The organism is Rhizobium sp. N122, from assembly GCF_002211295.1.
Taxonomy (GTDB): Bacteria; Pseudomonadota; Alphaproteobacteria; order Rhizobiales; family Rhizobiaceae; genus Rhizobium.
Genome location: NZ_LOKU01000036.1, coordinates 19,108 through 42,274, shown reverse-complemented (window position 1 = coordinate 42,274; position 23,167 = coordinate 19,108). Strand labels below are relative to the sequence as shown.

The following is a 23,167-nucleotide window of genomic DNA, read 5'->3' as shown; positions in this document are numbered from 1 at the left end:
GACGAACGAACCGTTGAAACTACATGGAGACGCATTGGAGAACTCTTGAAGGCGTTCAGTCCCCAGGAGTGCTCCAACTACCTCAGACATGCAGGGTATGGTTCAGAATAACCCTGACAGACTCTAGAAATGGCGGGCGCATAACCCCAAAGGATTATACGCCATTCAAAGCGAGGAGCGTTCGTAGCGCGTCCTATCGGCCGTAGCGTTCCAGCAAACCCGTCATTCAACAGGAAAGATCCCCATGAGCAAGCTGAAGATTGCCGTCATTGTCGGCAGCACGCGTATAGGCCGTTTCGCCCAGCATCCGGCCAAGTGGATCGCCGAACTGGTCGGCGAGCGTTCCGATCTCGACGTCGAGGTTCTTGATCTTCTCGACTATCCCATGCATTTCTTCGGCGAAGAGCGCGCCACCACGGCGGAAAGCGAATCCGCCGAACGCTGGAAAAAGAAGCTGCGCGAATTCGACGGCTTCATCTTCACCGTCGCCGAGTACAACCATGCCCCGACGGCGGTTCTGAAAAACGCGATCGATCTCGGCGAATTCATCCAGAAGCCGGTCGGTTTCGTCGGTTACGGCGGCGTCGGCGGCGCACGCGCGGTCGAGCAGTTGCGGCTGATCTTCGTGGAAATGAGCGCTGCTTCCGTCAAGACCGGCGTCCACATCGCATTCAGCGAATACCTTGCCGTTCTCAAGGAGGGCAAGAGCCTTGGCGACTATCCGCATCTCAACGAAGCCGCCAAGAACCTGCTCGACCAGATCACCTGGTGGGGCAATGCGCTGAAGGTCGCGCGCGCCGTCGTTACGGCCGACTAATCGAACCGTCTTCGATGCCGGGTCGAAACGCCCGGCATCGCTTCAGATGTCGTAGGTATGGGCGGCGTTGATGGTCGAGATGAAGCGCTTGGTGCGTTCGCGTTCCGGCGCCGTGAAGATCGCTCTGGCGCTGCCGGTTTCGACCACGCTGCCGGCTTCCAGGAAGACGACGTCATTGGCGATCTTCGAGGCGAGCCGGAGATCATGGGTCGCCATCACCATCGTCGTGCCTTCGCGGGCCAGCTGACCCAGCACGTCGACCACTTCGGCCGAGAGTTCCGGATCGAGCGCCGAGGTCGGCTCGTCGCAGAGAAGCACGCGCGGCGACGGCGCCAAGGCGCGCGCGATCGCCACACGCTGCTGCTGACCTCCTGAAAGCGTCGACGGCCAGGCGTCGGCCTTGTGGGTCATGCCGACTTTGGTCAGGAGTTCCATGGCGCGTTCGCGCGCCTTTTCCCTCGGCCATTTCAGCACCGTCACCAGGCCCTCCATGACATTCTCGATCGCGGTCTGATGCGGGAAAAGCTGAAAGTTCTGGAAGACCATGCCGGTCTGGCGGCGGATCTTCTGGATTGCCTGCCAGCTCGTTCGTTTGCCCGGCGCAAAGGACAGCGTTTCCTCGCCGAGGCGGATCGCGCCTGATGTCGGGATTTCGAGCAGGTTGATGCAGCGCAGCAGCGTGCTCTTGCCGCCGCCTGAGGGGCCGACCAGCGCGGTGACGCTGCCTTCGGGAATACGGATGCTGATATCCTTCAGGATGACGGCGTCGCCGAAGCGCTTTTCGATGTTGGAAAGCTCGATCATGCATTGGCCTCCAGCATGCCGCCATACCGTGCGAAGCGGCGTTCCAGCCGCACCTGCAGCTGCGAGAGGACGGAGCTGAGGACAAGATAGAGCAGCGCCGCCTCGATATAGAGGATCAGCGGCTCATAAGTGGTGGCAACGATGCGTTGCGCCGCCTGGAAAAGCTCCGGCACGGTGATGGCCGCAGCCAGCGAGGTATCCTTGACCAGCGAGATGAAGGTGTTCGACAGCGGCGGCACGGCGACGCGGGCGGCCTGCGGCAGGATGGTGCGGCTCATTGCCTGCCGCCAGCTCATGCCGATCGAATAGGCGGCCTCCCATTGGCCTTTGGGCACCGAGGAGATGACGGCGCGAATGATCTCGGAGCTGTAGGCGCCGATATTCAGGGTAAAGCCGATGAGGGCGGCGGGAAAGGCATCGAGCAGAATGCCGATGCTCGGCAGGCCGTAGAAAATCACGAAGAGCTGCACGAGCAGCGGCGTGCCGCGGATGACCCAGACATAAAAACGGGCGATGGCCGCGACAGGCCCCGGGCCGAAAAGCCGGGCAATCGCGGTGATCAGGCCGAGGATCAGGCCGAAGACGAAGGACAGCAGCGTGAGGGGAATGGTGAAGATCAAGCCCGCCCAGAGGAGCGAGGGGAGCGATTCCGCCATCAGTTGAAGCCAGTGAGGCAAAGGGGTGCTCCCTCTCGTGGATTTGGTGGGCCGGAGATGTACCCCTCCCCAACCCCTCCCCACAAGGGGGAGGGGCTCGGATGTCGCTTCCGACGCTTTTTCACTTCAACGTTTCACGTGCAGAAAGGCCGATGTTTTCTGCAGGCGGATGCTGCGGGTTAGTCCCTCCCCCTTGTGGGGAGGGGTCTTTTCGCGGAGCTTACTTCGAAACGTCCTGGCCAAAATACTTGTCGGCGATCTTCTTGTAAGTGCCGTCGGCCTTGATGTCGGCGAGCGCCTTGTTGATTTCGGCCAGAAGCTCCGGCTCGTTCTTGCGGATGATGATGCCGGAATAGTCGGCATTTTCCTGCTCGGCAGCGATCTTCACCGGCGCGTCCGGCTTGTGCTTCTTGAAATCGAGGAAGGAGAGGCTGTCGTTGATCGTGGCGTCGGCGCGCTTGGTCAGCACCAGCTGGATCGACTGGTCGAAACCGTCGGTGCCGACGAGCTCGGCGCCCGCTTCGGTTGCGATCTTGCCGAAATTGCTGGTCAGCGACTGGGCGGATTTCTTGCCCTTCAGGTCGGCGAAGGTCTTGATGCTGTCGTCGCCATCGCGAACGATCAGCACGGCCTTGGAGGCGATATAGGGTTCGGAGAAATCATATTTCTGCTTGCGGGCTTCGGTGATGCCGACCTGGTTGATGACGGTGTCGTAGCGCTTGGCGTCGAGGCCGGCAATCAGGCCATCCCACTTGCCTTCAACGAATTCGGCCTTGACGCCGAGCTTGGCGGCGACCGCTTCGCCGATCTCGACGTCGAAGCCGACGAGCTTGCCGCTTTCGTCATGATAGGTGAAGGGCGCATAGGTGCCCTCGGTGCCGATCTTGAAGACGCCGGCCGATTTGATCGCGGCAAGGTTTTCACCGGCATGGGCAGGTAGGAGGGCGGCGGCCTGAATGAGGGCGGCGGTGGCGACGGTTTTCAACCAGTTCATTGTTTATCCATCCTTGGGAGGTTGTGATCGGATGAGGGATAGTTCGCAGAAATTTAGGGCGCCGGAAGCGTAAAAAACTGCGAATAAAAGCAGCAACTGCAAATATTTTTCTCCAGCCGCCGGTTGAACCGTCAATCTAGAAAGAAACAGGCATCACGCCGTGATGCGGCGGCGCAGCCTTTCGCTGACGATGATAATCAGTCCGGCGGCGAGGATCATGGCGGCGCCGAAGACGACATTGGGCGTGGGGATATCGGCCCATATCAGATAACCCAAGAGGAAAGCCCAGATGAGGGATGTATATTCGAATGGCGCAAGCACGGAGACCGGCGCCTGCCGCATGCCCTCGAAGAGAGCGAACTGCGCGCAGCCGGCGACGATGCCGGTGGCAATGAGAAACGCCAGCTGTGTCGTATCGGGGGTCTTCCAGATGTAGAGAACGGCAACGCCGGTCATGACAAGGAAAAAGACGTTTGAAACGACAAGCTGCACGATGGTCTTCTCGTGCAGCGAGGTCTTGCGCAGCAGCACCATGGCGCCAGCCCAGAGGACAGCCGCCTGCAGGGCCAGATAGACCGGCCAGGAGATGGTGAGACCCATCGGGTTGCAGGCAACGAGGACGCCGAGGAAGCCAACGCCGACGGCAAGCCAGCGCGCAGGGGTGACTTCTTCCTTCAGGATGAACCATGCAAGCATGGTTCCGACGACGGGTGCTGCGTAATAGAGGGTGGTCACCTCGGCGAGTTGCAGTCGGCTTGCGGCGGAATAATAGGAAAGCCAGGCACAGAGAAGAAGGACGCTGCGGGCGATCATCGGCTTGATGATCGGCGATGTGATCGTCTGACGGATGAGCTGGCCGCGGCCAAAGGCGAGACAGCCGACGAGGATGGTGAGACTGCGGAAAAACAGGATCTGCCAGACCGGAATGCTTGAAGTCAGGATCTTGATGATCGCGTCATGGAAGGTGAACGCCATATAGGCGGCGCTCGTGAGCAGAATGCCCAGACTGACCGAGTTTTTCAAGGGAACACCAGATGGCGGAATGCCGGTGGGAAGGGGAATGGCTATCGATATTCCCGGCCTATTGACCGGTCAATAGGTGATCTTTCGCTCTGGTAGTACAGCTTTGTTTCAAAGCGTCAGGAAACGTGTGTTTGTGCGTATTGCGCGCCTGATCATAAGTGTTTATGCACGTTTCCGGTTCTTCAAAATGGTGATCCGGTAAGAACATGCAGGATTTTTTGTTGCGCGAGCGCCAGGGTGTGATTTCCGAGAGGCTGCGGCTGAACGGCCGCGTGCTGGCGACGGAACTTGCGGTCGAATTCGGCGTCTCCGAAGATACGGTGCGGCGCGATCTGCGCGAGATGGCGGCGGCAGGGCTCTGTGAGCGAGTTTACGGCGGCGCGTTGCCGATCTCGCCGGCGCATGGAAGCCTGACGCAGCGGATCGGTTTGGCCGTCGACCGGAAACAGGCGCTGGCGCGCGCTGCGATACCGCAGATTGCCGCGGGTTCGACAGTATTCTTCGATGCCGGCAGCACCAATCTGGCGATTGCCAACGCACTGCCGGCTGAACTTGCGCTGACGGCTGCAACGAATGCGCCGGCGATCGCCGCGGCGCTGATCGACAAGCCTGCCGTCAACGTCATTCTGATCGGCGGAATGGTGGACCGGCAGACGGGCGGTTCGCTCGGTGCCAAAGCCTTGCGGGATATGGAGCAGCTTTTGCCCGATCTCTGCATTCTCGGCGCCTGCGGCGTCGATCTTGAAGCCGGCATCACCGTGTTCGGTTTCGAAGATGCCGAGTTCAAGCGATATGCGGCGTCGAGAAGCAGAAAAGTGCTGGTGGCGGCAACCTCGGAGAAATTCGGCACCGCTGCTCCGCACAGCATTCTGCCGATTGCCCATTGCGAGTGTCTTGTCGTCGAGCACGATGCCGATCCGGCTGTTCTCGCAGATTACCGCGCGCGCGGATGCAGAACCGTTGTCGCCGAGAAAACGAACTAGGCAGTTGCCATCGAGTTTAGGGAAACCGGGCGAGTGCAAGCCCGGCAATGAGGAAAGACCGAGAAATGGATAGTCATGTGAATGCGCCGCCGGCAGCTCGGAGCGGCTTCATTACCAGAAGCAGGGCGGCGGTTTCCCTGCTCTTTCTCATGAACGGCTTCGTCGTCGGTTGCTGGGCGCCGAAGATCCCGGATTTTGCCGAGCGTCTGGCGCTCTCCAAGTTCGAGCTTGGGCTGATGATCCTCGTCTTCGGCGTCGGCTCGCTGGTCATGATGCCGATCGCCGGGGCGCAGATCGCCAGACATGGTTCGCGCGTCGTCGCTCGGGTAACGGCCGTCTGCGTGCTGCCGCTGCTGCTGGCCTTGACGCTGGCGCCGAATGTGATCACCGGCGCAATCTCGCTCTTCCTGTTCGGCGGCTTCATCGGCGCAATGGACGTGGCGATGAACGCCAATGCGGTGTCCGTCGAAAAATCGATGCGCCGCGCCATCATGTCGTCCTGCCACGCGTTCTGGAGCCTTGGCGGCCTGATCGGCTCAGGCCTCGGCGGCATCGTGATTTCCAAGCTCGGCATTCTTGGCCATGCGCAGTTGGCGACGGTGCTCGCGGCGATCTTCGTGGCCGTCGCCTGGCCGATGGTCCTTGCCGATCCGCCGCATCCCGATGCCAGGAAGGAAAAGACGAAGCTGCCGATGGTGCCGCTGCCCTGGCTGCTCGGATTGATGGCTCTGTTCTCGATGGTGCCGGAAGGTGCGGTTCTGGATTGGGGCGCGCTCTATCTCCGTCAGGAAATGGATGCGTCGGTCGCGCTTTCCGGTCTTGGTTTCGCGGCCTTTTCGGCGACCATGGCGATCATGCGTTTTGCCGGCGACCTGGTGCGCGACCGTCTCGGCGGCGTCAAGACGCTGCGCATCTGCACGCTGTTTGCCATCGCCGGCATGCTGCTCGCGAGTCTTGCGCCAGATGCCGAAATCGCCATCCTGGGCTTTGCGCTCTGCGGCATCGGCATTTCCAATATGGTGCCGATCGCCTTCTCGGCTGCCGGCAATATTCCGGGACTCAAGCCGGGCATCGGTATCTCGGTGGTAACGACCATGGGTTATTCGGGCATGCTTGTCGCGCCGTCCGTGATCGGCTTCGTTGCCGAACATATCGGCTTTGCAGTCGTCTTCATGGCGCTGCCGGTGCTGCTGCTGTTCGTTCTGCTGTTCTCCAAGCTGGCCCATTATGCCGATGGCACTTCCGGCGGCGGCCACTAGAACCGGATGATTTTAGGTCGGGACGGCCTAAAATCTGAATCCTGTTCTCCAATCAAAAGTCAGAGCGTGATGTCATGAGAAAACCGCTCTCACTTTTCGCCATCATGCTGCGAGCCGCCTCCAAACAAAAGTGATATGCGAGGCGGTTGACAAGCAGCCGGGCTTGATCCACCTGAAAGGCACCATTTCAAGGGATGCAAGAGCTTTTCATGTTGTCAGCCGCCGATTTTGATCCGAAACCGCGCCGCGCTTCCGTCGCCGTCGATGTCGGCGGTGTCATCGTCGGCGGCGGGGCGCCGGTCGTCGTGCAATCGATGACGAACACCGATACGGCCGATATCGATTCGACCGTCGCTCAGGTCGCCGCTCTCCACCGGGCGGGCTCCGAGCTGGTGCGCATCACTGTCGATCGTGACGAGAGCGCGGCCGCCGTGCCGAAGATCCGCGAGCGGCTGCTGCGGCTCGGCATGGACGTGCCATTGATCGGCGATTTCCACTATATCGGCCACAAACTGCTTGCCGATCACCCCGATTGTGCCGCAGCGCTGGCGAAATACCGCATCAATCCCGGCAATGTCGGCTTCAAGGACAAGAAGGACAAGCAGTTCGCCGAGATCATCGAGATGGCGATCCGCTACGACAAGCCGGTGCGCATCGGCGTCAACTGGGGCTCGCTCGATCAGGATCTCCTGACGGCACTGATGGACGAGAATGCGGCAGCCGGTTCGCCGCTTTCGGCCCGGCAGGTGACCCGCGAGGCGATCGTGCAATCGGCGCTGCTTTCGGCAGCGCTGGCCGAAGAGATCGGCTTGCCCCGTAACCGCATCATCCTGTCGGCCAAGGTCAGCCAGGTCCAGGACCTGATCGCCGTCAATTCCATGCTCGCCGAGCGTTCCAATCACGCCCTGCATCTCGGCCTGACCGAAGCCGGCATGGGCACCAAGGGTATCGTCGCCTCCTCGGCCGCAATGGGCTTCGTGCTGCAGCACGGCATCGGCGACACGATCCGCGTGTCGCTGACGCCGGAGCCGAACGGCGACCGCACACGCGAAGTCCAGGTGGCGCAGGAAATCCTGCAGGTCATGGGTTTCCGCCAGTTCATCCCCGTCGTCGCCGCCTGTCCCGGCTGCGGACGCACGACGTCGACGGTGTTCCAGGAACTGGCCCAGAACATCCAGAACGACATCCGCAAGAACATGCCGATCTGGCGCGAGAAATATCCCGGCGTCGAGGCGTTGAACGTCGCCGTCATGGGCTGCATCGTCAACGGGCCCGGCGAAAGCAAACATGCCGATATCGGCATTTCGCTTCCCGGCACCGGCGAGACGCCGGCGGCCCCCGTCTTCATCGATGGCCGGAAGGCGCTGACGCTGCGCGGTCCGAATATCGCTGCCGACTTCGAGGCGCTTGTGGTTGACTATATCGAGAAGCGTTTCGGCCAGCGGACGGCGGCGGAATGAGCCGGTACTGGTCGCCCATCGTCAACAGGCTTCAGCCCTACGTGGCGGGGGAGCAACCCCGTATCGCCGATCTGATCAAGCTCAACACCAACGAGAATCCTTATGGACCGTCTCCCGCGGCGCTCGAGGCGATCGGCCAGGCAGCGGACGATCGTCTGCGGCTTTATCCCGATCCGGCCGCGACGGAATTGCGCGAGACGATTGCGGCCCGTCACGGGTTGACGGTGGATGAAATCTTCGTCGGCAACGGCTCGGATGAGGTCCTCGCCCATGCGTTTCAGGCGCTGCTGAAACACGACTTGCCGCTTCTCTATCCCGATGTGAGCTATAGCTTCTATCCGACATATAGCCTGCTATACGACATCGACGCGATCGAGATTCCCGTCGATGATCAGTTCCAGATCCGGCTGGCGGATTACGACAGGCCGTGCGGTGCGATCATCATTCCCAATCCGAATGCGCCGACCGGCATCGGCCTGCCGCTTGCCGACATAGAGGCGCTTGTCGCCGCCCATCCGGATGCGGTCGTGGTGATCGACGAGGCCTATGTCGATTTCGGCGGTGACAGCGCCATCCCGCTTATTTCCAAATATCCCAACCTGCTCGTCGTTCAGACCCTGTCGAAATCCCGCTCCTTTGCCGGCCTGCGCGTCGGCTTCGCGCTGGGGCAGCGGGAACTGATCGAGGCGCTGGTGCGCGTCAAGGACAGCTTCAATTCCTATCCGCTCGATCGCCTGGCGCAGGTCGCGGCGACGGCGGCGATCAAGGACGAGGCATGGTTCGAGACATGCCGCAAGAAACTCATCGCCAGCCGGGACGGTCTCATCAGGGAACTCGAAGCGCTGGATTTCGAGGTGCTGCCGTCTCAGGCGAATTTCGTTTTCGCACGGCATGAAAGCCGGTCGGGCGCTGGGCTTCAAGCGGCTCTGCGGGAGCGTCGCGTTCTCGTCCGGCATTTCGCCAAGCCGCGTATTTCGGATTTCCTGCGCATCAGCATCGGCACCGACGTGGAATGCGCCCGTCTGGTTTCCGCTCTCAAGGAAATACTGGCGGCCTGAGTTATGGTTCAGCTCTTCCGGTCGGCGATGAAATGCGCCGCGGCAATCAGGGTCGAGGCGCGGGCGCCGTAGGGGGCAAGCAATGCCTCGGCATCGTGGACATGCCGGCGGAGCTCGGTCTCGGCCCATTCCATGCCGTGCAGCGCCACGAGCGTTCCCTTGCCGCGGGCGGCATCCTTGCCGGTCGCCTTGCCCATGGTGGCGGCATCGGAGGTCAGGTCGAGAATGTCGTCGGCGAGCTGAAAGGCAAGGCCGATTTTTTCGCCGAAGGCGCGCAGACGGCGGCGGTCTTCCGGCGGGCTTGCCGCGATGAGGGCGCCGGCTTCGCAGGCGAAGCGGATCAGCGCTCCGGTTTTCATCGCCTGCAGGCGGATGATACCCGCCTCGTCTGGAGCCTGCTTTTCCGCCGCGAGATCGAGCGCCTGGCCGCCGGCCATGCCGCCGAGACCGGCAGCGCGGGCAAGCGCCAGCACCAGCGCTGCCTTGTTCGTATCGGCAAGCGCCGTTTCCGGCGCTGCAATGATGTCGAAGGCGTAGGTCAGCAGGCTATCGCCGGCGAGGATCGCGGTGGCTTCATCGAACTTGATGTGGACAGTCGGCTTGCCGCGGCGCAGATCATCGTCGTCCATGGCCGGCAGATCGTCATGCACGAGCGAATAGCAGTGGACGCATTCGAGAGCGGCGCCGACGCGGCGTGCGGCCTCGGCATCGCCGCCGAGAAGGGCGGCACTTTCGACGACCAGGAACGGGCGCAGGCGCTTGCCGCCGTTCAGCACGGCATAATGCATGGCGCTGCGCAGCGTCTCGGGCCTGGCGATTTCGTCGGAGAGGGCGCTCGGCAAAAGCAATGCCTCGAGCAGCGCCTCGATCTCGCCGGCGTTGTTCTTCAGCCTCGTCTCGAAAGTGTCCCTATTCGCGTCCATGGGCGCTGTTTGGCATGAGCGCCCCCGGGCTTGCAACGGAATTGTCGATGGCGCAGCAAGATTCGCCGCGTGCTCTGGCATAAGCGGCCTACAGGCGTTATGAGAACGACAGGAGCGAAATCGGGCTGGGGACATTGGATATAGCGCCGGAGAGAGAGGACATCGCCGACATGCCGGCCCGTCGGCAATGGTTCGGAGACCGGCGTGTGTTGAAACGCATCGTTCTTGCCGTGCTGGCGCTAGTCATCCTTCCCTACGCGCTGATCTTTTTTTATCTGCTGCCTTTCATTCACCCGGTCTCGACGCTGATGCTGCGCGATCTCGTGTTGCTGCGTGGTTATGACAGGCGATGGGTGTCGCTTGACGAAATTGCTCCGGTTCTGGTGCAGTCGGTGATGATGTCCGAAGACGGGCAGTATTGCTTTCACGGCGGCGTCGACTGGGCGGAAATGCGCATGCTGGTCGAAGATACGCTGAAAGGCCAGGCAACCCGCGGCGGCAGCACCATCCCGATGCAGACGGCGAAGAACCTCTTTCTCTGGAACAGCCGCTCCTTCGTGCGCAAGGCGATGGAGCTTCCGCTGGCCGTCTCCACCGATTTCGTTCTGTCGAAACGGAGGCTGATGGAAATCTATCTCAATATCGCCGAATGGGGTCCGGGCATCTACGGCATCGAGGCAGCGGCCCAGCATCATTTCAAGGTGCCGGCCTCGAAGCTGACGCGGCGCCAGGCATCGCTGCTTGCGGTCTCGCTGCCGAACCCGATCGACCGCAACGCCGGCAAACCCGGCCGCGGCCTTCGCCGGCTTGCCGGCGTGATCGAGAGACGCGCACAGGGTTCCGGCGATTACATCAAATGCATCTATGACTGAAATCAGAACTTGTCATTGGTAGCCTCGAGCGTCATCTGACATTCTTGGTTCTGCCGTATGGGCGACGCAGTCAAACCCGAGCTCCCGAGTCGCCCATGATCGCCACGACGTTTTCACCCGAGCTTCTTCTATATTCGAAGACGCACAATCCGAACCCGCCCGCCCATCTCGGCAGCCGCTATCGCAAGGCCGGCGGCTTTCTGCCTGAGGCCGGCAACACCATCGTCTGTCATACCGAGAAAGGCTCGCGGACGCAGACGGTGCTGATCGAGGCGCGTGACAAATATCTGGCGATGCCGGAGGCCCGGCAGTTCCTCTTCACGCCGATATCAAGCCTCCACATGACGCTTTTCGAAGGGACCATCGAGACCAGGCGCCGGCAGGATTGCTGGCCGGTCGATCTGCCGCTCGAGACGCCGATCGACGACATGACCGAACTGATGGCGGCGCGGCTCGAAGGTTTCTCGATGGCGGCCCCCTTCAAGGTCGCCGTCGTCGGAGCTCGCCCGTCGGGCCTGCTGGTCGACGGAGCGACGGAGAACGACCGCAAGGTGATGCGCGCCTGGCGCGACGCCTTTGCTGATCTTCTCGGCTATCGCCAGCCCAACCATGAAGACTACAGGTTCCACATGACCTTCTCCTATCCGATCGAGCGGCTGGAGGACGAAGCCTTGCCGCGCTGGCAGGCGATGCTCGACGAGGTGGCCGAGGATGTCCGCCGCAAGGCTCCTGTTTTCGAGTTGATGCCGCCGGCATTCTGCGTGTTCGAGGACATGAACCATTTCCACGAATTGCTGATCTTCGATTTCGACGCCTGAACGGGAGACGCCCATGGACAGACCGACGCTCTATATCGCCAACAAGAACTATTCCTCCTGGTCGTTCCGGCCCTGGATGGCGCTGACGGGCGTCGGCATCGATTTCGAGGAGGTTCTGATCCCCTTCGACGACGCCGGCGGCAATCCCAATATCAAGGCGGTATCTCCGACCGGGCGCGTGCCGCTTCTGCGGCATGGCGCATTGAAGATCTGGGAATCGCTGGCGATCATCGAATATGCCGCCGAGCTTTATCCGGACGCCGGTCTTCTGCCTGCGGATCGCGCCCAGCGGGCGCTCGCCCGTTCGGTTTCGATGGAAATGCTCTCAAGCTTCCGGGCTCTGCGGAGCGCCTGCCCGATGAATATCCGCCGGCCGAAAGCCAGGATCGCATTGCTGGATGGCGTCGATGCCGATATTCGCCGCATCGAGGCGATCTGGCGCGACCTGTTGCAGCAATCCGGCGGGCCGTTTCTCTTCGGCGCGTTCGGAGGCGCAGATGCGATGTTTGCGCCCGTCGTCAACCGCTTCGAGATTTATGACCTCGTCAACCGAAGCGATACGCTTGCCTATATGCAGACCATGAAGGCGCATCCGGCCTGGCGGAAATGGGAAGAGGCGGCGCGCGCCGAGCCTTGGATCGTGCCGGAAGACGAAGTCTGAACGGCGAATCGTCGGTGTGTCAAAAAATATGCGTGGGGACTGGTCAAGGCCGCCCCTTGCATGTATAAGCGCGCAAAATTTCCGAAATCGCGACATGTCCGTTTCGGCCGCCAGTCTGGCCGTGGGAATGTTCTGCCCGCAAGTGGAGTAAGAGAAATGGCTGTACCGAAGAGAAAAACAAGCCCGTCCAAGCGCGGTATGCGCCGTTCGGCTGACGCGCTGAAGGCTCCGACCTATGTCGAAGACAAGAACTCCGGCGAACTGCGCCGCCCGCATCATATCGACCTGAAGACCGGCATGTACCGCGGCCGCCAGGTTCTGACGCCGAAGGAAAGCGCATAATTTCCGATCCGGCTCGTCCGATCGACTAATTTCAAGGCCGGCGTCACGCCGGCCTTTTCATATTCGGCGATATAATATTTGCGGCGACTTGCCGTGGGGCAACGGTTTGCGGCAGTATTCCTCCACCCGCCAAGGAGATTGCCGATGATAGCCGCAATGCCGCTGATGATTATCCCGTTTATTCTCTACAATCTGGCGATGCTCGGCCTGATGGGCGATGGCGGTATTCCGGCACTGCAGCACGATGTCATCGTATTGTCGATGATATCAGGCGCGATCTGGAGCATGGCGCTCGGCGACCTTTTCATCGTCATAGCGCTTGTCGTGCTGTTTTTCGAAATCCTGAAGGCAACCAGAACCGGCCCGGGCAACCTCATCAACCACATCTTGTCGATGCTGGTATTCATCGCCTTCCTGGTCGAGTTTCTGCTCGTCCGGGATGCTGCGACGCAGGTCTTCTTCATTTTGATGACGATCGCTCTGATCGATGTGATCGGCGGGTTTGCCGTCTCGATCCGAAGCGCCGGGCGGGATGTCTCGATCGGATTATAGGTTGTCGAGCTTGTTCTGAAGGGCGCGGAGCTGTTCCTTCAGCTCATCGATATCCTTGGCTTCGGCCTTGCGGCTTTCCTTGGCAGGCGGCGTCATGAAGGGCGAGAACATCTGCATCGCCTGCTGAAATAGCTCGGTATTGCGGCGCACCTGATCTTCGACCATCTGCATCGGCAGTTGCAGGTTCTTGCCGAGCGGTGTTTCGCCGAAGGCGCGGTTCACCTGCTCGCGCATCTGCGACTGCTGTTCGGTGAAGGCGCGCATCGAATGTTCGAGGAAGCTCGGCACGACCATCTGCATCTGGTCGCCGTAATAGGTGATGAGCTGGCGCAGGAAGGAGATCGGGAGAAGCGTGTTGCCGGTCTTCGATTCCTGTTCGAAGATGATCTGGGTCAGCACCGAATGGGTGATGTCATCTCCGCTTTTTGCATCCTGGACGGTAAATTCTTCGCCCTTCTTCACCATCTCCGCCAGGTCTTCCAGCGTGACGTAGGTGCTGGTGCCCGTATTGTATAGCCGGCGATTGGCGTATTTCTTGATGACTATCTGACCCTCATGCTTCGCCATATCAGTCTCCTGGACCCCCGTCTGAATTATGGATATTCCTCCACTTCAGACTGTAGACGCAAAAGAAGGCCGGTGACAATCTCTTTGTGCGATGCGGCAAACCTTTCACAGAGCAGATGAATCGGGCTTTCGCGGCGACCGCCGAAAAATGACGGCGGCCGGTCTTCGCGTTTGACTTGCGCTCCAAGCTTTGCCAGTTTCGTCTTATGTAAGTGAGACGAAAACGAGGAGCGTCACCATGAGCAATTCATCCATCGTCATCGCCAGCGCAGGTCGAACGGCCGTTGGCTCGTTCAACGGCGCTTTCGCATCAGTCCCCGCGCATGAACTCGGCGCGGCCGTCATCAAGGGTGCGCTCGCGCGCGCCGGCGTCGATGCCGGCGAAGTGGATGAGGTGATCCTCGGCCAGGTGCTCGCTGCCGGCGAGGGCCAGAACCCCGCCCGCCAGGCGGCGATGAAGGCCGGAATTCCGAAGGAGGCGACGGCTTGGGGCGTCAATCAACTCTGCGGGTCCGGTCTGCGCGCCGTCGCACTCGGCATGCAGCAGATCGCCACCGGCGACGCCAAGATCATCGTTGCCGGCGGCCAGGAATCCATGTCGATGGCGCCGCATGCCATGCACTTGCGCGGTGGCGTCAAGATGGGCGACGCGAAGATGGTCGACACGATGATCAAGGACGGCCTGACGGACGCCTTCCACGGTTACCACATGGGTATCACCGCCGAGAATATCGCGCGTCAGTGGCAGCTTTCGCGCGACGAGCAGGATCAGTTCGCCGTCGCCTCGCAGAACAAGGCGGAGGCGGCGCAGAAGGCCGGCCGCTTTGCCGACGAGATCATCCCCTATGTCATCCAGACGCGTAAGGGCGACGTGACCGTCGATGCCGACGAATATATCCGCCACGGCGCCACACTGGAGGCAATGGGCAAGCTGCGCCCGGCCTTCGACAAGGAGGGCACGGTTACGGCCGCGAATGCCTCCGGCCTCAACGACGGTGCGGCCGCGGCGGTGCTGATGAGCGAAGCTGAAGCGGTCCGGCGCGGCATCCAGCCGCTCGCCCGCATCGTTTCCTGGGCAACGGCGGGCGTCGATCCTTCCATCATGGGCACCGGCCCGATTCCGGCGTCCCGCAAGGCGCTCGAAAAGGCCGGCTGGTTGGTCGGCGATCTCGATCTCGTCGAAGCCAACGAGGCTTTTGCGGCGCAGGCCTGCGCCGTCACCAAGGATCTCGGCTGGGATCCGGCGATCGTCAACGTCAACGGCGGGGCGATCGCGATCGGCCATCCGATCGGCGCTTCGGGGGCGCGCGTTCTCAACACGCTGCTGTTCGAAATGAAGCGCCGCGGTGCCAAGAAGGGCCTGGCGACGCTTTGCATCGGCGGCGGCATGGGTGTCGCCATGTGCTTCGAAGCACTTTAAACAGCATGCGATCCGTCATTGATTGAAAATCCCGCCACGGCGGGGCGAAAACAAAAAGGGAGCGGAACATGAGCAGAGTGGCTTTGGTCACCGGGGGTACACGCGGCATCGGCGCGGCGATATCCGTGGCGCTGAAAAACGCCGGATACAGGGTTGCCGCCAATTATGCCGGCAACGACGAGAAAGCCAAAGCCTTCCACGAGGCCACCGGCGTTCCGGTGTTCAAATGGGACGTTTCGGATTATGCCGCCTGCGGCGAGGGGATTGCCAGGATCGAAAGCGAGATCGGGCCGGTCGACGTGCTCGTCAACAATGCCGGCATCACCCGCGACGCGATGTTCCACAAGATGACGCCGCAGCAATGGCACGAGGTGATCAATACCAACCTCACCGGCCTGTTCAATATGACGCATCAGGTCTGGACCGGCATGCGCGACCGCAGCTTCGGCCGCATCGTCAATATCTCGTCGATCAACGGCCAGAAGGGACAGATGGGTCAGGCGAATTATTCGGCGGCCAAAGCCGGCGATCTCGGCTTCACCAAGGCGCTGGCCCAGGAAGGGGCGGCCAAGAACATCACCGTCAACGCCATCTGCCCCGGTTACATCGGGACCGAGATGGTGCTCGCCGTGCCGGAGAAGGTGCTGAACGAACGCATCATTCCGCAGATTCCCGTCGGCCGCCTCGGCGAACCCGAGGAGATCGCGCGCTGCGTGACCTTCCTCGCCTCCGACGATGCCGGCTTCATCACCGGCTCGACGCTGACGGCCAATGGCGGGCAGTTCTTCGTCTAACCTACCTCGAAAATCGGATTCGATTTGAAAGCGATAGTGTGTCCTGCCGGATGCGCTATCGCTTTTTGTATGGATGCCCTCCTGGGGAAGTTCAGGAGCGGTCGCCGGCGTTTGGGGGATGCCGTCGGGGAGCCTTGGCCGGTACGCGCTGCAGCGGGCGATCCTGGCCGCGAAGAGCTGAGATCGCGGTTGCCAGGAAAGCCGAGGCGATGAGAATGGCGACGGCGGAATTCAGGAAAATCTGACCCATGGAAACGTTCCTTTCAAATGCGCCGGGCGGCTTGGCCTACCCACTGCGCTCATGAAGGAAATATGCCCCTGCCCGACGGAGTCGGTAGGTTCGGCTTTCGCGACCGATCGTCAACACCGTGTTGACAGGCGGGCAAAGAAAAACGGGCGCCGAAGCGCCCGTTGGGAAGTCCGAAATGCTTTTGCTGGTCAGTAGCGGCAACGGGCCTCGTAGCGGCGGCCGTAGCGGTCGCGATAGACGCAGTAGCCGCGGCGTTCGACCGACTGGCCGATGAGAGCGCCGGTGAGACCGCCGGCAACGGCGCCGACGGCGGCACCACCCCAGCTGTTGGTGACGGCACCGCCGATGACCGCACCGGTGCCGGCGCCGATCGCCGTGCCCTGCTCGGTCGCTGTGCAGGATGCCAGGGCGCCGACGAGGGCACCAATAAGAACAATCTTCTTCATCATGTCGTAACTCCCCAGGTTTGTTGGCCTTTAGATGCGGCCCATGAGTACAAGGATAATGATAATCACGAGAACTAGCCCCAAACCGCCAGAAGGTCCATAGCCCCAGCCACGGCTATAACCCCAATTCGGCAAGGCTCCGATCAAGAGCAGAATGAGGATAACAAGAAGTATCGTGCCAAGCATGGTGTGTTTCCTTCATTTCATCGGCAATTTGAATGGACGAGAAACACGCATTGGCGATTTTTGTTCCCGGTTACGCCAGGAAATGTGACGCCTCCTGACCCACGACCCAGCGGAAACCTGCTCATATGGTTAAAAAGATCTTTAAATACAATATGTTGCGGTGAACAAAGCAAGAAGGTCCCGATGTCGCCGATTCGTCAGCGATTCGTTCCGTTTTTGATCGGGCGCCATCGATCTTAACGGCATCTGAATCCGGCTTTCGAAAGATTAATGCCGATGGGGCAAGGCGGAGCAGGGAGGCCGGTCGGCGATCCGCATCTAGCGCATGGACGCAATGTCGCCACCAGATGTGGCCGTGAACGAAACGCGAAACCGACAGGGTCGGCGATTCGTCGCCGATTCGTTCCGGCTTTGGTCGACAGGTTAATTTCGGGCGCAATTTACGATTGCTCGCCGCCGGACGGAGTCGTTGTTCGTGGCGACGAAAATGCGAGGGACAGGGAGTACGGTGATTCAGCATCTAGTGGAAAAAAGTGATTCAAAATCAATACTTAGCCGTGAACAAAAGCTGAATCAGCAGGAGTCAGCGATTCGTCGCTGATTCGTTCTCACGCTGTTCCGATTCGCAGATCCGGGCGCTACGCGTGACTCGCAAAGGTCGTAATCGCCGAAGCATTTTGAAATCTGCCCTTGCGTTTGCGGCGGCGGCTGTCCATGTGTTCTCTGGCTTCCCTCGCGGAGGCACTCTTTTCCCGGGGGCTGCCTGCCTCATTTGCATGGACCATGACTCTGACTTCGCAGCCGATGATTCTGAGCGGACGCGGTGTGACCGCGGTGCTCGGGCCGACCAATACCGGTAAGACCCATTATGCCATCGAGCGCATGGTCGCGCACGGGACCGGCGTGATCGGCCTGCCGCTCCGGCTGCTGGCGCGCGAGGTCTATACGCGGGTGGTGGAGAAGGTCGGCGCGCAGAATGTGGCGCTGGTCACCGGCGAGGAAAAGATTTCGCCGCCCAATGCCCGATTTTCTGTCTGCACCGTCGAGGCGATGCCGCGCGAGACCAAGGCCGCCTTCGTCGCGATCGACGAGGTGCAACTCGCCGGCGATCTCGAGCGAGGCCATATCTTTACCGACCGGATCCTGCATCTTCGCGGCCGCGAGGAAACGCTGCTGCTTGGTGCTGCGACGATGCAGCCGATCCTGCAGCAGCTCCTGCCCGGCATCACGATCGTCGAGCGGCCGCGGCTTTCGCATCTTTTCTATGCCGGGCAGAAGAAGATCACCCGGCTGCCGCAGCGCTCGGCCATCGTCGCCTTCTCGGCCGACGAGGTCTATGCCATCGCCGAGCTTATCCGCCGGCAGCGCGGCGGCGCGGCTGTGGTGCTCGGCGCGCTCAGCCCGCGCACCCGCAATGCGCAGGTGGCGCTTTATCAGGCTGGCGATGTCGAATATCTGGTGGCGACCGATGCGATCGGCATGGGTCTCAACCTCGATGTCGATCACGTCGCCTTCGCCCAGGACCGGAAATTCGACGGCTACCAGTTCCGCAATCTCAATCCGGGAGAACTCGGCCAGATTGCCGGGCGCGCCGGGCGGCACGTGCGCGACGGTACCTTCGGCGTCACCGGGCAGGTCTCGCCCTTCGACGAGGAACTGGTGCAGCGCATCGAGGGGCACGAATTCGACAACGTCAAGGTTTTGCAGTGGCGCACGACCGAGATGGACTTCTCCTCGATTCAATCCTTGCGGATAAGCCTCGAGGCGGGGCCGCGCGTGCCGGGGCTGACGCGGGCGCTGCCTGCGGTCGACCAGCAGGCGCTGGAACAGCTTTCGCGTTATCCCGAGGTCATCGACCTTGCCGACAGGCCGGCCCGCGTCGAAAAACTGTGGGAGGCTTGCGCGCTTCCCGACTATCGGCGTATCACCCCGGCACAACATGCCGATCTTATCTCGACCCTCTTTTCCGATCTCGTCCGCTATGGCACGGTGAATGAGCAATTTCTTGCGGAGCAGGTTCATCGCTCCGATCGGACAGATGGGGAAATTGACACGCTTTCGGCGCGAATCGCGCAGATAAGAACCTGGACCTATGTTTCGAATCGGCCTGGTTGGCTTGCCGATCCGACACACTGGCAGGAAAAGACGCGGGAAATCGAAGATCGATTGTCCGACGCGTTACATGAAAGGTTGACGAAACGCTTTGTTGATCGCAGGACATCTGTGCTCATGAAGCGCCTGAGAGAGAATGCGATGCTGGAAGCTGAAATCAGTGTGAATGGCGATGTCTTCGTTGAAGGACATCATGTAGGGCAATTGAGCGGATTCCGTTTCACGCCGGTGGCGGGAACGGACGGACCGGATGCCAAGGCGGTTCAGGCTGCGTCGCAGAAAGCGCTTGCGCTCGAATTCGAGGCCCGTGCGGCGCGAATCCACGCCGCCGGCAACAGCGACCTGGCAATCGGCTCGGACGGGTTGATCCGTTGGATCGGCGACCCGGTGGCGCGGCTTTCGGGCAGCGAGCACGTCATGCGTCCGCGCGTGATTCTGCTGGCCGACGAACAGTTGACGGGCAATGCCCGCGATCATGTCGCCGCCCGTGTCGAGCGCTTCGTCAATCATCATATTAGCACGGTGCTGAAGCCGCTCGACGATCTATCGCGCGCCGAGGACCTGCAGGGTCTGGCCAAGGGGCTGGCCTTCCAGCTCGTCGAGAATCTCGGCGTGCTGTTCCGCCGCGACGTGACCGAGGAGGTCAAATCGCTCGACCAGGAGGCGCGCGCCTCGATGCGCCGCTACGGCGTGCGTTTCGGCGCCTACCATATCTTCGTCCCGGCACTTCTGAAGCCGGCGCCGGCCGAACTCATCACGCTGCTCTGGGCGCTGAAGAACGACGGTCTGGACAAACCGGGCTACGGCGATCTCATTCCGGTGCTTGCCGCCGGCCGCACCTCCGTCGTCACCGATCCGAGTTTCGAGCGGATGTTCTACAAGCTCGCCGGCTTCCGCTTCCTCGGCAAGCGCGCCGTGCGCATCGACATCCTCGAACGGCTTGCCGATATCATCCGGCCGCTGCTGCAGTGGAAGCCAGGTCAGGCAAATCGCCCGGAGGGCGCCTATGACGGCCGCCGCTTCACGACGACGACGGCGATGCTGTCGATCCTCGGCGCGACGCTCGAGGACATGGAAGAAATCCTCAAGGGTCTCGGCTATCGCGCCGATGCGGTGAAGGCGGAAGAAGCATCGGCACATCTTGCGACGCAGGATACCGCCGCAGTGCCAGTAACGACCGCGGAAACGCCTGCCGACGAGACGGCCGAAAAGGCCGATCACGACGATGCCGACGGCGCGGCGGAAGAGACGGCTGCCGAGCCATCCGCAACCGAGGCGGCTTCGGCTGATGTCGACACGCCGGTGGCGGCCGAAACCGCCGCTCCTGATCAAGCGATCGAGGCATCCGCTCCGGATGACGCTTCCGCTCCCACGGAGACGGCATCGACGTCTGAGGCATCCGCTTCCGGGGAAGCCGGCGAGCCGGCGGAACCGAAGCCGGTTCTTCTGTGGCGTCTCGGCGGCCGCAACGACAATCAGCGCCAGGCGCGCGGTGGGCACGGCGATCGCCGTGGCGGCCAGGGCCAGGAGCGCGGTCAGAACCAGGACCGCGGCGATCGCAATCGCCGGCCGGGCGGCGGTGAAGGCGGCGAAGGCAATCGCGGCGGGGAAGGGCGCGACAATAATCGTCACAGCCGCGGCAAGGACGGCGGCGGCCGCGATGGCGGCCGGCCGCAGCAGGCAAGAGGCGACCGCAACAACCAGCCACGGAGCGACCAGCCGCGTGGCGATCGGCAGGACCGCAAGGATCGCGGCGAGCGAAATGACCGCAACGATCGCAACAACAACCGCGGCGGTTCGCAGCCGCTGCGCTTCGAGGCCAAGCCGCCGCGCAAGGAGAAGCCGATCGATCCGGATTCACCCTTCGCCAAGCTCGCGGCTCTCAAGGAGCAGATGAAGAAGTAATCATGAGCGGGGAGACACAGCCGACAAGCGGTTCGCGCCAGCGCATCGACAAGTGGCTGTTCTTCGCGCGCATGGTGAAGTCGCGCTCATTGGCGCAGAGCCATATCCAGTCGGGCCATGTGCGCATCAACGGCGAGCGTTGCAACCATCCAAGCCAGATGGTCAAGCCGGGCGACCGGATCGAGCTGACGCTGGAGCGGCGCGATGTCGTTCTCATCATGCGCCTGGCGGGCGAGCGGCGCGGCCCCTACGAGGAGGCCCGCCTGCTCTACGAGGACCTGTCGCCGCCGCCCGATGAGGCAAAACGCCTCACCCCCTACGAGCAGGCGATCCGGGCGACCGGCGCCGGCCGTCCGACCAAAAAGGAACGACGCGCAATCGATAGGCTGATGTCGGACGAGGATTAGAAAACTCTGCCCGCGGCGGCGGCTTTTGCAGATCGTTTGTCCTTGAAATCCGGCGTTAAAGCCGATACGTCACTGACAACCTGCCGGAAGCGTGCTTGCCTCCCAAGCCTGCCCACGCTTTTCCTCCGGCACGGGGATAGGCGCGACGTTCCAGGTTGCCCGGCCCCATCCGCATGGAATCCTGGAGTTCTTCATGACCTATGTCGTGACCGACAATTGCATCAAGTGCAAATACACCGACTGCGTGGAAGTCTGCCCTGTCGACTGCTTCTATGAGGGCGAGAATTTCCTCGTCATCCATCCTGACGAATGCATCGATTGCGGCGTCTGCGAGCCGGAATGTCCCGCCGAGGCGATCAAGCCCGATACTGAGCCGGGCCTCGACAAATGGCTGAAGATCAATACCGAATATGCCACCATCTGGCCGAATATCACGGTCAAGAAGGACCCTTTGCCCGAGGCGAAGGAAATGGACGGCGAGACCGGAAAGTTCGAGAAATATTTCTCTGAGAAACCCGGTTCCGGCGACTGAGACGGCGCCTGAATTCGGTTGCCGGATTTGGGCGGCTGCGGGGCAAAATGGTTTAAAAGCTGCGCGAGGCATATGGGTGACATGTGTTGCCCGCATGACTCAAGTGAAGCAAATTATTGATTTCCTCATATTTTTATGATAGGTTTTGCATACTGTTCCATTTGTGGCATGACGCATGCCCAAAACCATCACGAAAGCAAAACAAATCCGTACGCGGTTTCCGTGACATATCAACGCTTTGAGCGCCGGGTCCCAAGATCGTGCGCAAGAAGTTCTTTGCTTTTGACCGATGGGACCAGAGTGAAGTCACCCGACGGATACTACCGTCTCACCCGGGCCTGACTGACCCGGCTCCGGCCGCCGCCGGAAGCGTAACAGGGAGTTTTTGAATAGAATGACGACTCAGCAGAAAAAGCCTTCCACAGCTCGCCATGGCTTCAAGACCGGTGAATCGATCGTCTACCCCGCTCACGGCGTCGGTACCATCACCGCAATCGAAGAGCAAGAAGTTGCCGGCATGAAGCTTGAACTTTTCGTTATCGATTTCGAAAAGGACAAGATGCGTCTGAAGGTTCCGGTCGCCAAGGCGATGAGCATCGGCATGCGCAAGCTTTCGGAAACGGATTTCGTCGAGCGTGCATTGAAGGTCGTGCAGGGCAAGGCGCGCGTCAAGCGCACCATGTGGTCCCGCCGCGCTCAGGAATATGATGCCAAGATCAATTCCGGCGACCTGATTTCGATCGCTGAAGTCGTGCGTGATCTCTATCGTGCCGAGAACCAGCCCGAGCAGTCCTATTCCGAGCGCCAGCTTTATGAGGCTGCGCTCGACCGCATGGCGCGCGAAATCGCCGCCGTCAACAAGATGTCGGAAACCGAAGCCGTTCGCCTCGTCGAGACCAATCTCAACAAGGGTCCGAAGCGCGGCAAGGCGATCGAAGAAGACGATTCGCAGGACGAAGCCGCCTAAGGCGCTTCAGTTTTTTCCCGATCAAAAAACCCGGCGCAAGCCGGGTTTTTTTATTGGAACTTTTTCCCGACTGCCGCGTTTAACATACGTAACTGCGGACTGCTCGCGGGGCGCGATGGGCCTCGACGGGCGAACTGCCATTCCGTCAATGTTCGATGAGGAGCGGATCATGCCTTTTCAATATTGCCCATCCGGCAAGGTGAAGAAACAGGTCCAGCCCGGCCGTCTCAACGGCCCATGATGAGAAATAGGGCCTCCCCCTGAAAAGTCCAGGGGCGAGGCCTTCATGCATTCAGAACCCCATTCAGTCCGGACAGCGATGTTCCGGAAGGCGCGTTTTATTGTTCATTTAGGGCGAG

The 23,167-nt window shown here is 61.1% G+C and carries 25 protein-coding genes; 16 read left to right on the top strand and 9 right to left on the bottom strand.

The window, feature by feature from the left end:
- The first annotated feature begins 244 nt into the window (after window positions 1–244).
- Window positions 245–817, top strand: coding sequence for an NAD(P)H-dependent oxidoreductase (locus tag ATY75_RS23485; protein WP_088939422.1), 573 nt, complete (start codon window positions 245–247; stop codon window positions 815–817).
- 42 nt (window positions 818–859) lie between these two features.
- On the opposite strand, the gene ATY75_RS23480 is transcribed toward ATY75_RS23485, so the two are convergent.
- The 4 genes from ATY75_RS23480 to ATY75_RS23465 form a co-directional block, all read right to left on the bottom strand.
- Window positions 860–1,621 (bottom strand): amino acid ABC transporter ATP-binding protein, encoded by a 762-nt coding sequence (locus ATY75_RS23480; protein ID WP_064841117.1) that lies wholly within the window; start codon window positions 1,619–1,621, stop codon window positions 860–862.
- Entirely contained in the window at window positions 1,618–2,298 is a 681-nt protein-coding gene (locus ATY75_RS23475; RefSeq protein ID WP_064841116.1) for an amino acid ABC transporter permease, read from the bottom strand. The genes ATY75_RS23480 and ATY75_RS23475 overlap by 4 nt, the downstream gene beginning before the upstream one ends.
- A 199-nt stretch (window positions 2,299–2,497) precedes the next feature.
- Entirely contained in the window at window positions 2,498–3,271 is a 774-nt protein-coding gene (locus tag ATY75_RS23470; protein WP_065092549.1) for an amino acid ABC transporter substrate-binding protein, read from the bottom strand.
- A gap of 153 nt (window positions 3,272–3,424) precedes the next feature.
- Window positions 3,425–4,294 carry a DMT family transporter gene (locus ATY75_RS23465; protein WP_088939421.1) on the bottom strand — a complete coding sequence of 290 codons (870 nt, stop codon included), beginning with the start codon at window positions 4,292–4,294 and terminating at the stop codon, window positions 3,425–3,427.
- A gap of 206 nt (window positions 4,295–4,500) precedes the next feature.
- On the opposite strand from ATY75_RS23465, the gene ATY75_RS23460 reads away from it, so the two are divergent.
- From ATY75_RS23460 to hisC, 4 genes are all read left to right on the top strand, one after another.
- A complete protein-coding gene (locus ATY75_RS23460) occupies window positions 4,501–5,277 on the top strand; it encodes a DeoR/GlpR family DNA-binding transcription regulator (RefSeq protein WP_064841112.1) in 777 nt (258 codons plus the stop codon).
- A gap of 65 nt (window positions 5,278–5,342) precedes the next feature.
- Window positions 5,343–6,536 carry an MFS transporter gene (locus ATY75_RS23455; protein WP_065092546.1) on the top strand — a complete coding sequence of 398 codons (1,194 nt, stop codon included), beginning with the start codon at window positions 5,343–5,345 and terminating at the stop codon, window positions 6,534–6,536.
- A 209-nt stretch (window positions 6,537–6,745) separates the two neighbouring features.
- Complete coding sequence (ispG, locus tag ATY75_RS23450) at window positions 6,746–7,996, top strand: flavodoxin-dependent (E)-4-hydroxy-3-methylbut-2-enyl-diphosphate synthase (RefSeq protein ID WP_064841110.1); 1,251 nt, start codon at window positions 6,746–6,748, stop codon at window positions 7,994–7,996.
- Entirely contained in the window at window positions 7,993–9,054 is a 1,062-nt protein-coding gene (hisC, locus tag ATY75_RS23445) for a histidinol-phosphate transaminase (protein WP_088939420.1), read from the top strand. The genes ispG and hisC overlap by 4 nt, the downstream gene beginning before the upstream one ends.
- A gap of 8 nt (window positions 9,055–9,062) precedes the next feature.
- On the opposite strand, the gene ATY75_RS23440 is transcribed toward hisC, so the two are convergent.
- Window positions 9,063–9,977 carry a polyprenyl synthetase family protein gene (locus tag ATY75_RS23440; RefSeq protein WP_088939419.1) on the bottom strand — a complete coding sequence of 305 codons (915 nt, stop codon included), beginning with the start codon at window positions 9,975–9,977 and terminating at the stop codon, window positions 9,063–9,065.
- 134 nt (window positions 9,978–10,111) lie between these two features.
- Here ATY75_RS23440 and mtgA point away from each other — a divergent pair, with 134 nt between their 5' ends.
- From mtgA to ATY75_RS23415, 5 genes are all read left to right on the top strand, one after another.
- The gene (gene mtgA / locus ATY75_RS23435) at window positions 10,112–10,849 is read left to right on the top strand and encodes a monofunctional biosynthetic peptidoglycan transglycosylase (protein ID WP_088939418.1); all 738 of its coding nucleotides are present in this window, start codon (window positions 10,112–10,114) and stop codon (window positions 10,847–10,849) included.
- Window positions 10,850–10,944: 95 nt separating this feature from the next.
- Window positions 10,945–11,667: a DUF1868 domain-containing protein gene (locus tag ATY75_RS23430; RefSeq protein ID WP_065092543.1), complete on the top strand. Its 723-nt coding sequence runs from the start codon at window positions 10,945–10,947 to the stop codon at window positions 11,665–11,667.
- A 13-nt stretch (window positions 11,668–11,680) separates the two neighbouring features.
- Complete coding sequence (locus ATY75_RS23425) at window positions 11,681–12,328, top strand: glutathione S-transferase family protein (RefSeq protein WP_088939417.1); 648 nt, start codon at window positions 11,681–11,683, stop codon at window positions 12,326–12,328.
- A 156-nt stretch (window positions 12,329–12,484) separates the two neighbouring features.
- Window positions 12,485–12,670: a 50S ribosomal protein L32 gene (gene rpmF / locus ATY75_RS23420; protein WP_003543812.1), complete on the top strand. Its 186-nt coding sequence runs from the start codon at window positions 12,485–12,487 to the stop codon at window positions 12,668–12,670.
- Between the two features lie 144 nt (window positions 12,671–12,814).
- Window positions 12,815–13,222 (top strand): hypothetical protein, encoded by a 408-nt coding sequence (locus tag ATY75_RS23415; protein WP_064841104.1) that lies wholly within the window; start codon window positions 12,815–12,817, stop codon window positions 13,220–13,222.
- On the opposite strand, the gene phaR is transcribed toward ATY75_RS23415, so the two are convergent.
- The gene (gene phaR, locus ATY75_RS23410) at window positions 13,217–13,789 is read right to left on the bottom strand and encodes a polyhydroxyalkanoate synthesis repressor PhaR (protein ID WP_003567563.1); all 573 of its coding nucleotides are present in this window, start codon (window positions 13,787–13,789) and stop codon (window positions 13,217–13,219) included. The two genes, ATY75_RS23415 and phaR, sit on opposite strands and share 6 nt — an antisense overlap.
- Before the next feature lie 238 nt (window positions 13,790–14,027).
- Here phaR and ATY75_RS23405 point away from each other — a divergent pair, with 238 nt between their 5' ends.
- Window positions 14,028–15,209, top strand: coding sequence for an acetyl-CoA C-acetyltransferase (locus ATY75_RS23405; protein WP_088939416.1), 1,182 nt, complete (start codon window positions 14,028–14,030; stop codon window positions 15,207–15,209).
- Window positions 15,210–15,277: 68 nt separating this feature from the next.
- On the top strand, window positions 15,278–16,003 hold the full coding sequence (locus tag ATY75_RS23400) for a beta-ketoacyl-ACP reductase (protein WP_088939415.1): 726 nt from the start codon (window positions 15,278–15,280) through the stop codon (window positions 16,001–16,003).
- Between the two features lie 91 nt (window positions 16,004–16,094).
- On the opposite strand, the gene ATY75_RS34705 is transcribed toward ATY75_RS23400, so the two are convergent.
- From ATY75_RS34705 to ATY75_RS23390, 3 genes are all read right to left on the bottom strand, one after another.
- Complete coding sequence (locus ATY75_RS34705) at window positions 16,095–16,253, bottom strand: hypothetical protein (protein WP_190241414.1); 159 nt, start codon at window positions 16,251–16,253, stop codon at window positions 16,095–16,097.
- A gap of 188 nt (window positions 16,254–16,441) precedes the next feature.
- Complete coding sequence (locus ATY75_RS23395) at window positions 16,442–16,702, bottom strand: glycine zipper domain-containing protein (RefSeq protein WP_003543792.1); 261 nt, start codon at window positions 16,700–16,702, stop codon at window positions 16,442–16,444.
- Window positions 16,703–16,729: 27 nt separating this feature from the next.
- Entirely contained in the window at window positions 16,730–16,885 is a 156-nt protein-coding gene (locus tag ATY75_RS23390; protein WP_003543790.1) for a DUF3309 family protein, read from the bottom strand.
- A 783-nt stretch (window positions 16,886–17,668) separates the two neighbouring features.
- Between ATY75_RS23390 and ATY75_RS23385 the strand changes: the two genes are divergently transcribed.
- From ATY75_RS23385 to ATY75_RS23370, 4 genes are all read left to right on the top strand, one after another.
- A complete protein-coding gene (locus ATY75_RS23385) occupies window positions 17,669–20,902 on the top strand; it encodes a helicase-related protein (protein ID WP_088939414.1) in 3,234 nt (1,077 codons plus the stop codon).
- A gap of 2 nt (window positions 20,903–20,904) precedes the next feature.
- Entirely contained in the window at window positions 20,905–21,309 is a 405-nt protein-coding gene (locus ATY75_RS23380) for an RNA-binding S4 domain-containing protein (RefSeq protein ID WP_064841098.1), read from the top strand.
- Window positions 21,310–21,502: 193 nt separating this feature from the next.
- Window positions 21,503–21,841: a ferredoxin FdxA gene (gene fdxA, locus ATY75_RS23375; RefSeq protein WP_003567552.1), complete on the top strand. Its 339-nt coding sequence runs from the start codon at window positions 21,503–21,505 to the stop codon at window positions 21,839–21,841.
- 394 nt (window positions 21,842–22,235) lie between these two features.
- The gene (locus tag ATY75_RS23370) at window positions 22,236–22,808 is read left to right on the top strand and encodes a CarD family transcriptional regulator (RefSeq protein WP_003543775.1); all 573 of its coding nucleotides are present in this window, start codon (window positions 22,236–22,238) and stop codon (window positions 22,806–22,808) included.
- Window positions 22,809–23,167: the final 359 nt, after the last annotated feature.

Excerpts from the sequence above, each read along its gene's own strand:
- ATY75_RS23485 (WP_088939422.1), top strand. The coding sequence starts at position 245 with ATGAGCAAGCTGAAGATTGCCGTCATTGTCGGCAGCACGCGTATAGGC.
- ATY75_RS23480 (WP_064841117.1), bottom strand. The coding sequence starts at position 1,621 with ATGATCGAGCTTTCCAACATCGAAAAGCGCTTCGGCGACGCCGTCATC.
- ATY75_RS23470 (WP_065092549.1), bottom strand. The coding sequence starts at position 3,271 with ATGAACTGGTTGAAAACCGTCGCCACCGCCGCCCTCATTCAGGCCGCC.
- ATY75_RS23460 (WP_064841112.1), top strand. The coding sequence starts at position 4,501 with ATGCAGGATTTTTTGTTGCGCGAGCGCCAGGGTGTGATTTCCGAGAGG.
- ATY75_RS23455 (WP_065092546.1), top strand. The coding sequence starts at position 5,343 with ATGGATAGTCATGTGAATGCGCCGCCGGCAGCTCGGAGCGGCTTCATT.
- ispG (WP_064841110.1), top strand. The coding sequence starts at position 6,746 with ATGTTGTCAGCCGCCGATTTTGATCCGAAACCGCGCCGCGCTTCCGTC.
- hisC (WP_088939420.1), top strand. The coding sequence starts at position 7,993 with ATGAGCCGGTACTGGTCGCCCATCGTCAACAGGCTTCAGCCCTACGTG.
- ATY75_RS23440 (WP_088939419.1), bottom strand. The coding sequence starts at position 9,977 with ATGGACGCGAATAGGGACACTTTCGAGACGAGGCTGAAGAACAACGCC.
- ATY75_RS23430 (WP_065092543.1), top strand. The coding sequence starts at position 10,945 with ATGATCGCCACGACGTTTTCACCCGAGCTTCTTCTATATTCGAAGACG.
- ATY75_RS23425 (WP_088939417.1), top strand. The coding sequence starts at position 11,681 with ATGGACAGACCGACGCTCTATATCGCCAACAAGAACTATTCCTCCTGG.
- rpmF (WP_003543812.1), top strand. The coding sequence starts at position 12,485 with ATGGCTGTACCGAAGAGAAAAACAAGCCCGTCCAAGCGCGGTATGCGC.
- ATY75_RS23415 (WP_064841104.1), top strand. The coding sequence starts at position 12,815 with ATGATAGCCGCAATGCCGCTGATGATTATCCCGTTTATTCTCTACAAT.
- phaR (WP_003567563.1), bottom strand. The coding sequence starts at position 13,789 with ATGGCGAAGCATGAGGGTCAGATAGTCATCAAGAAATACGCCAATCGC.
- ATY75_RS23405 (WP_088939416.1), top strand. The coding sequence starts at position 14,028 with ATGAGCAATTCATCCATCGTCATCGCCAGCGCAGGTCGAACGGCCGTT.
- ATY75_RS23400 (WP_088939415.1), top strand. The coding sequence starts at position 15,278 with ATGAGCAGAGTGGCTTTGGTCACCGGGGGTACACGCGGCATCGGCGCG.
- ATY75_RS34705 (WP_190241414.1), bottom strand. The coding sequence starts at position 16,253 with ATGGGTCAGATTTTCCTGAATTCCGCCGTCGCCATTCTCATCGCCTCG.
- ATY75_RS23395 (WP_003543792.1), bottom strand. The coding sequence starts at position 16,702 with ATGATGAAGAAGATTGTTCTTATTGGTGCCCTCGTCGGCGCCCTGGCA.
- ATY75_RS23390 (WP_003543790.1), bottom strand. The coding sequence starts at position 16,885 with ATGCTTGGCACGATACTTCTTGTTATCCTCATTCTGCTCTTGATCGGA.
- ATY75_RS23385 (WP_088939414.1), top strand. The coding sequence starts at position 17,669 with ATGACTCTGACTTCGCAGCCGATGATTCTGAGCGGACGCGGTGTGACC.
- ATY75_RS23380 (WP_064841098.1), top strand. The coding sequence starts at position 20,905 with ATGAGCGGGGAGACACAGCCGACAAGCGGTTCGCGCCAGCGCATCGAC.
- fdxA (WP_003567552.1), top strand. The coding sequence starts at position 21,503 with ATGACCTATGTCGTGACCGACAATTGCATCAAGTGCAAATACACCGAC.
- ATY75_RS23370 (WP_003543775.1), top strand. The coding sequence starts at position 22,236 with ATGACGACTCAGCAGAAAAAGCCTTCCACAGCTCGCCATGGCTTCAAG.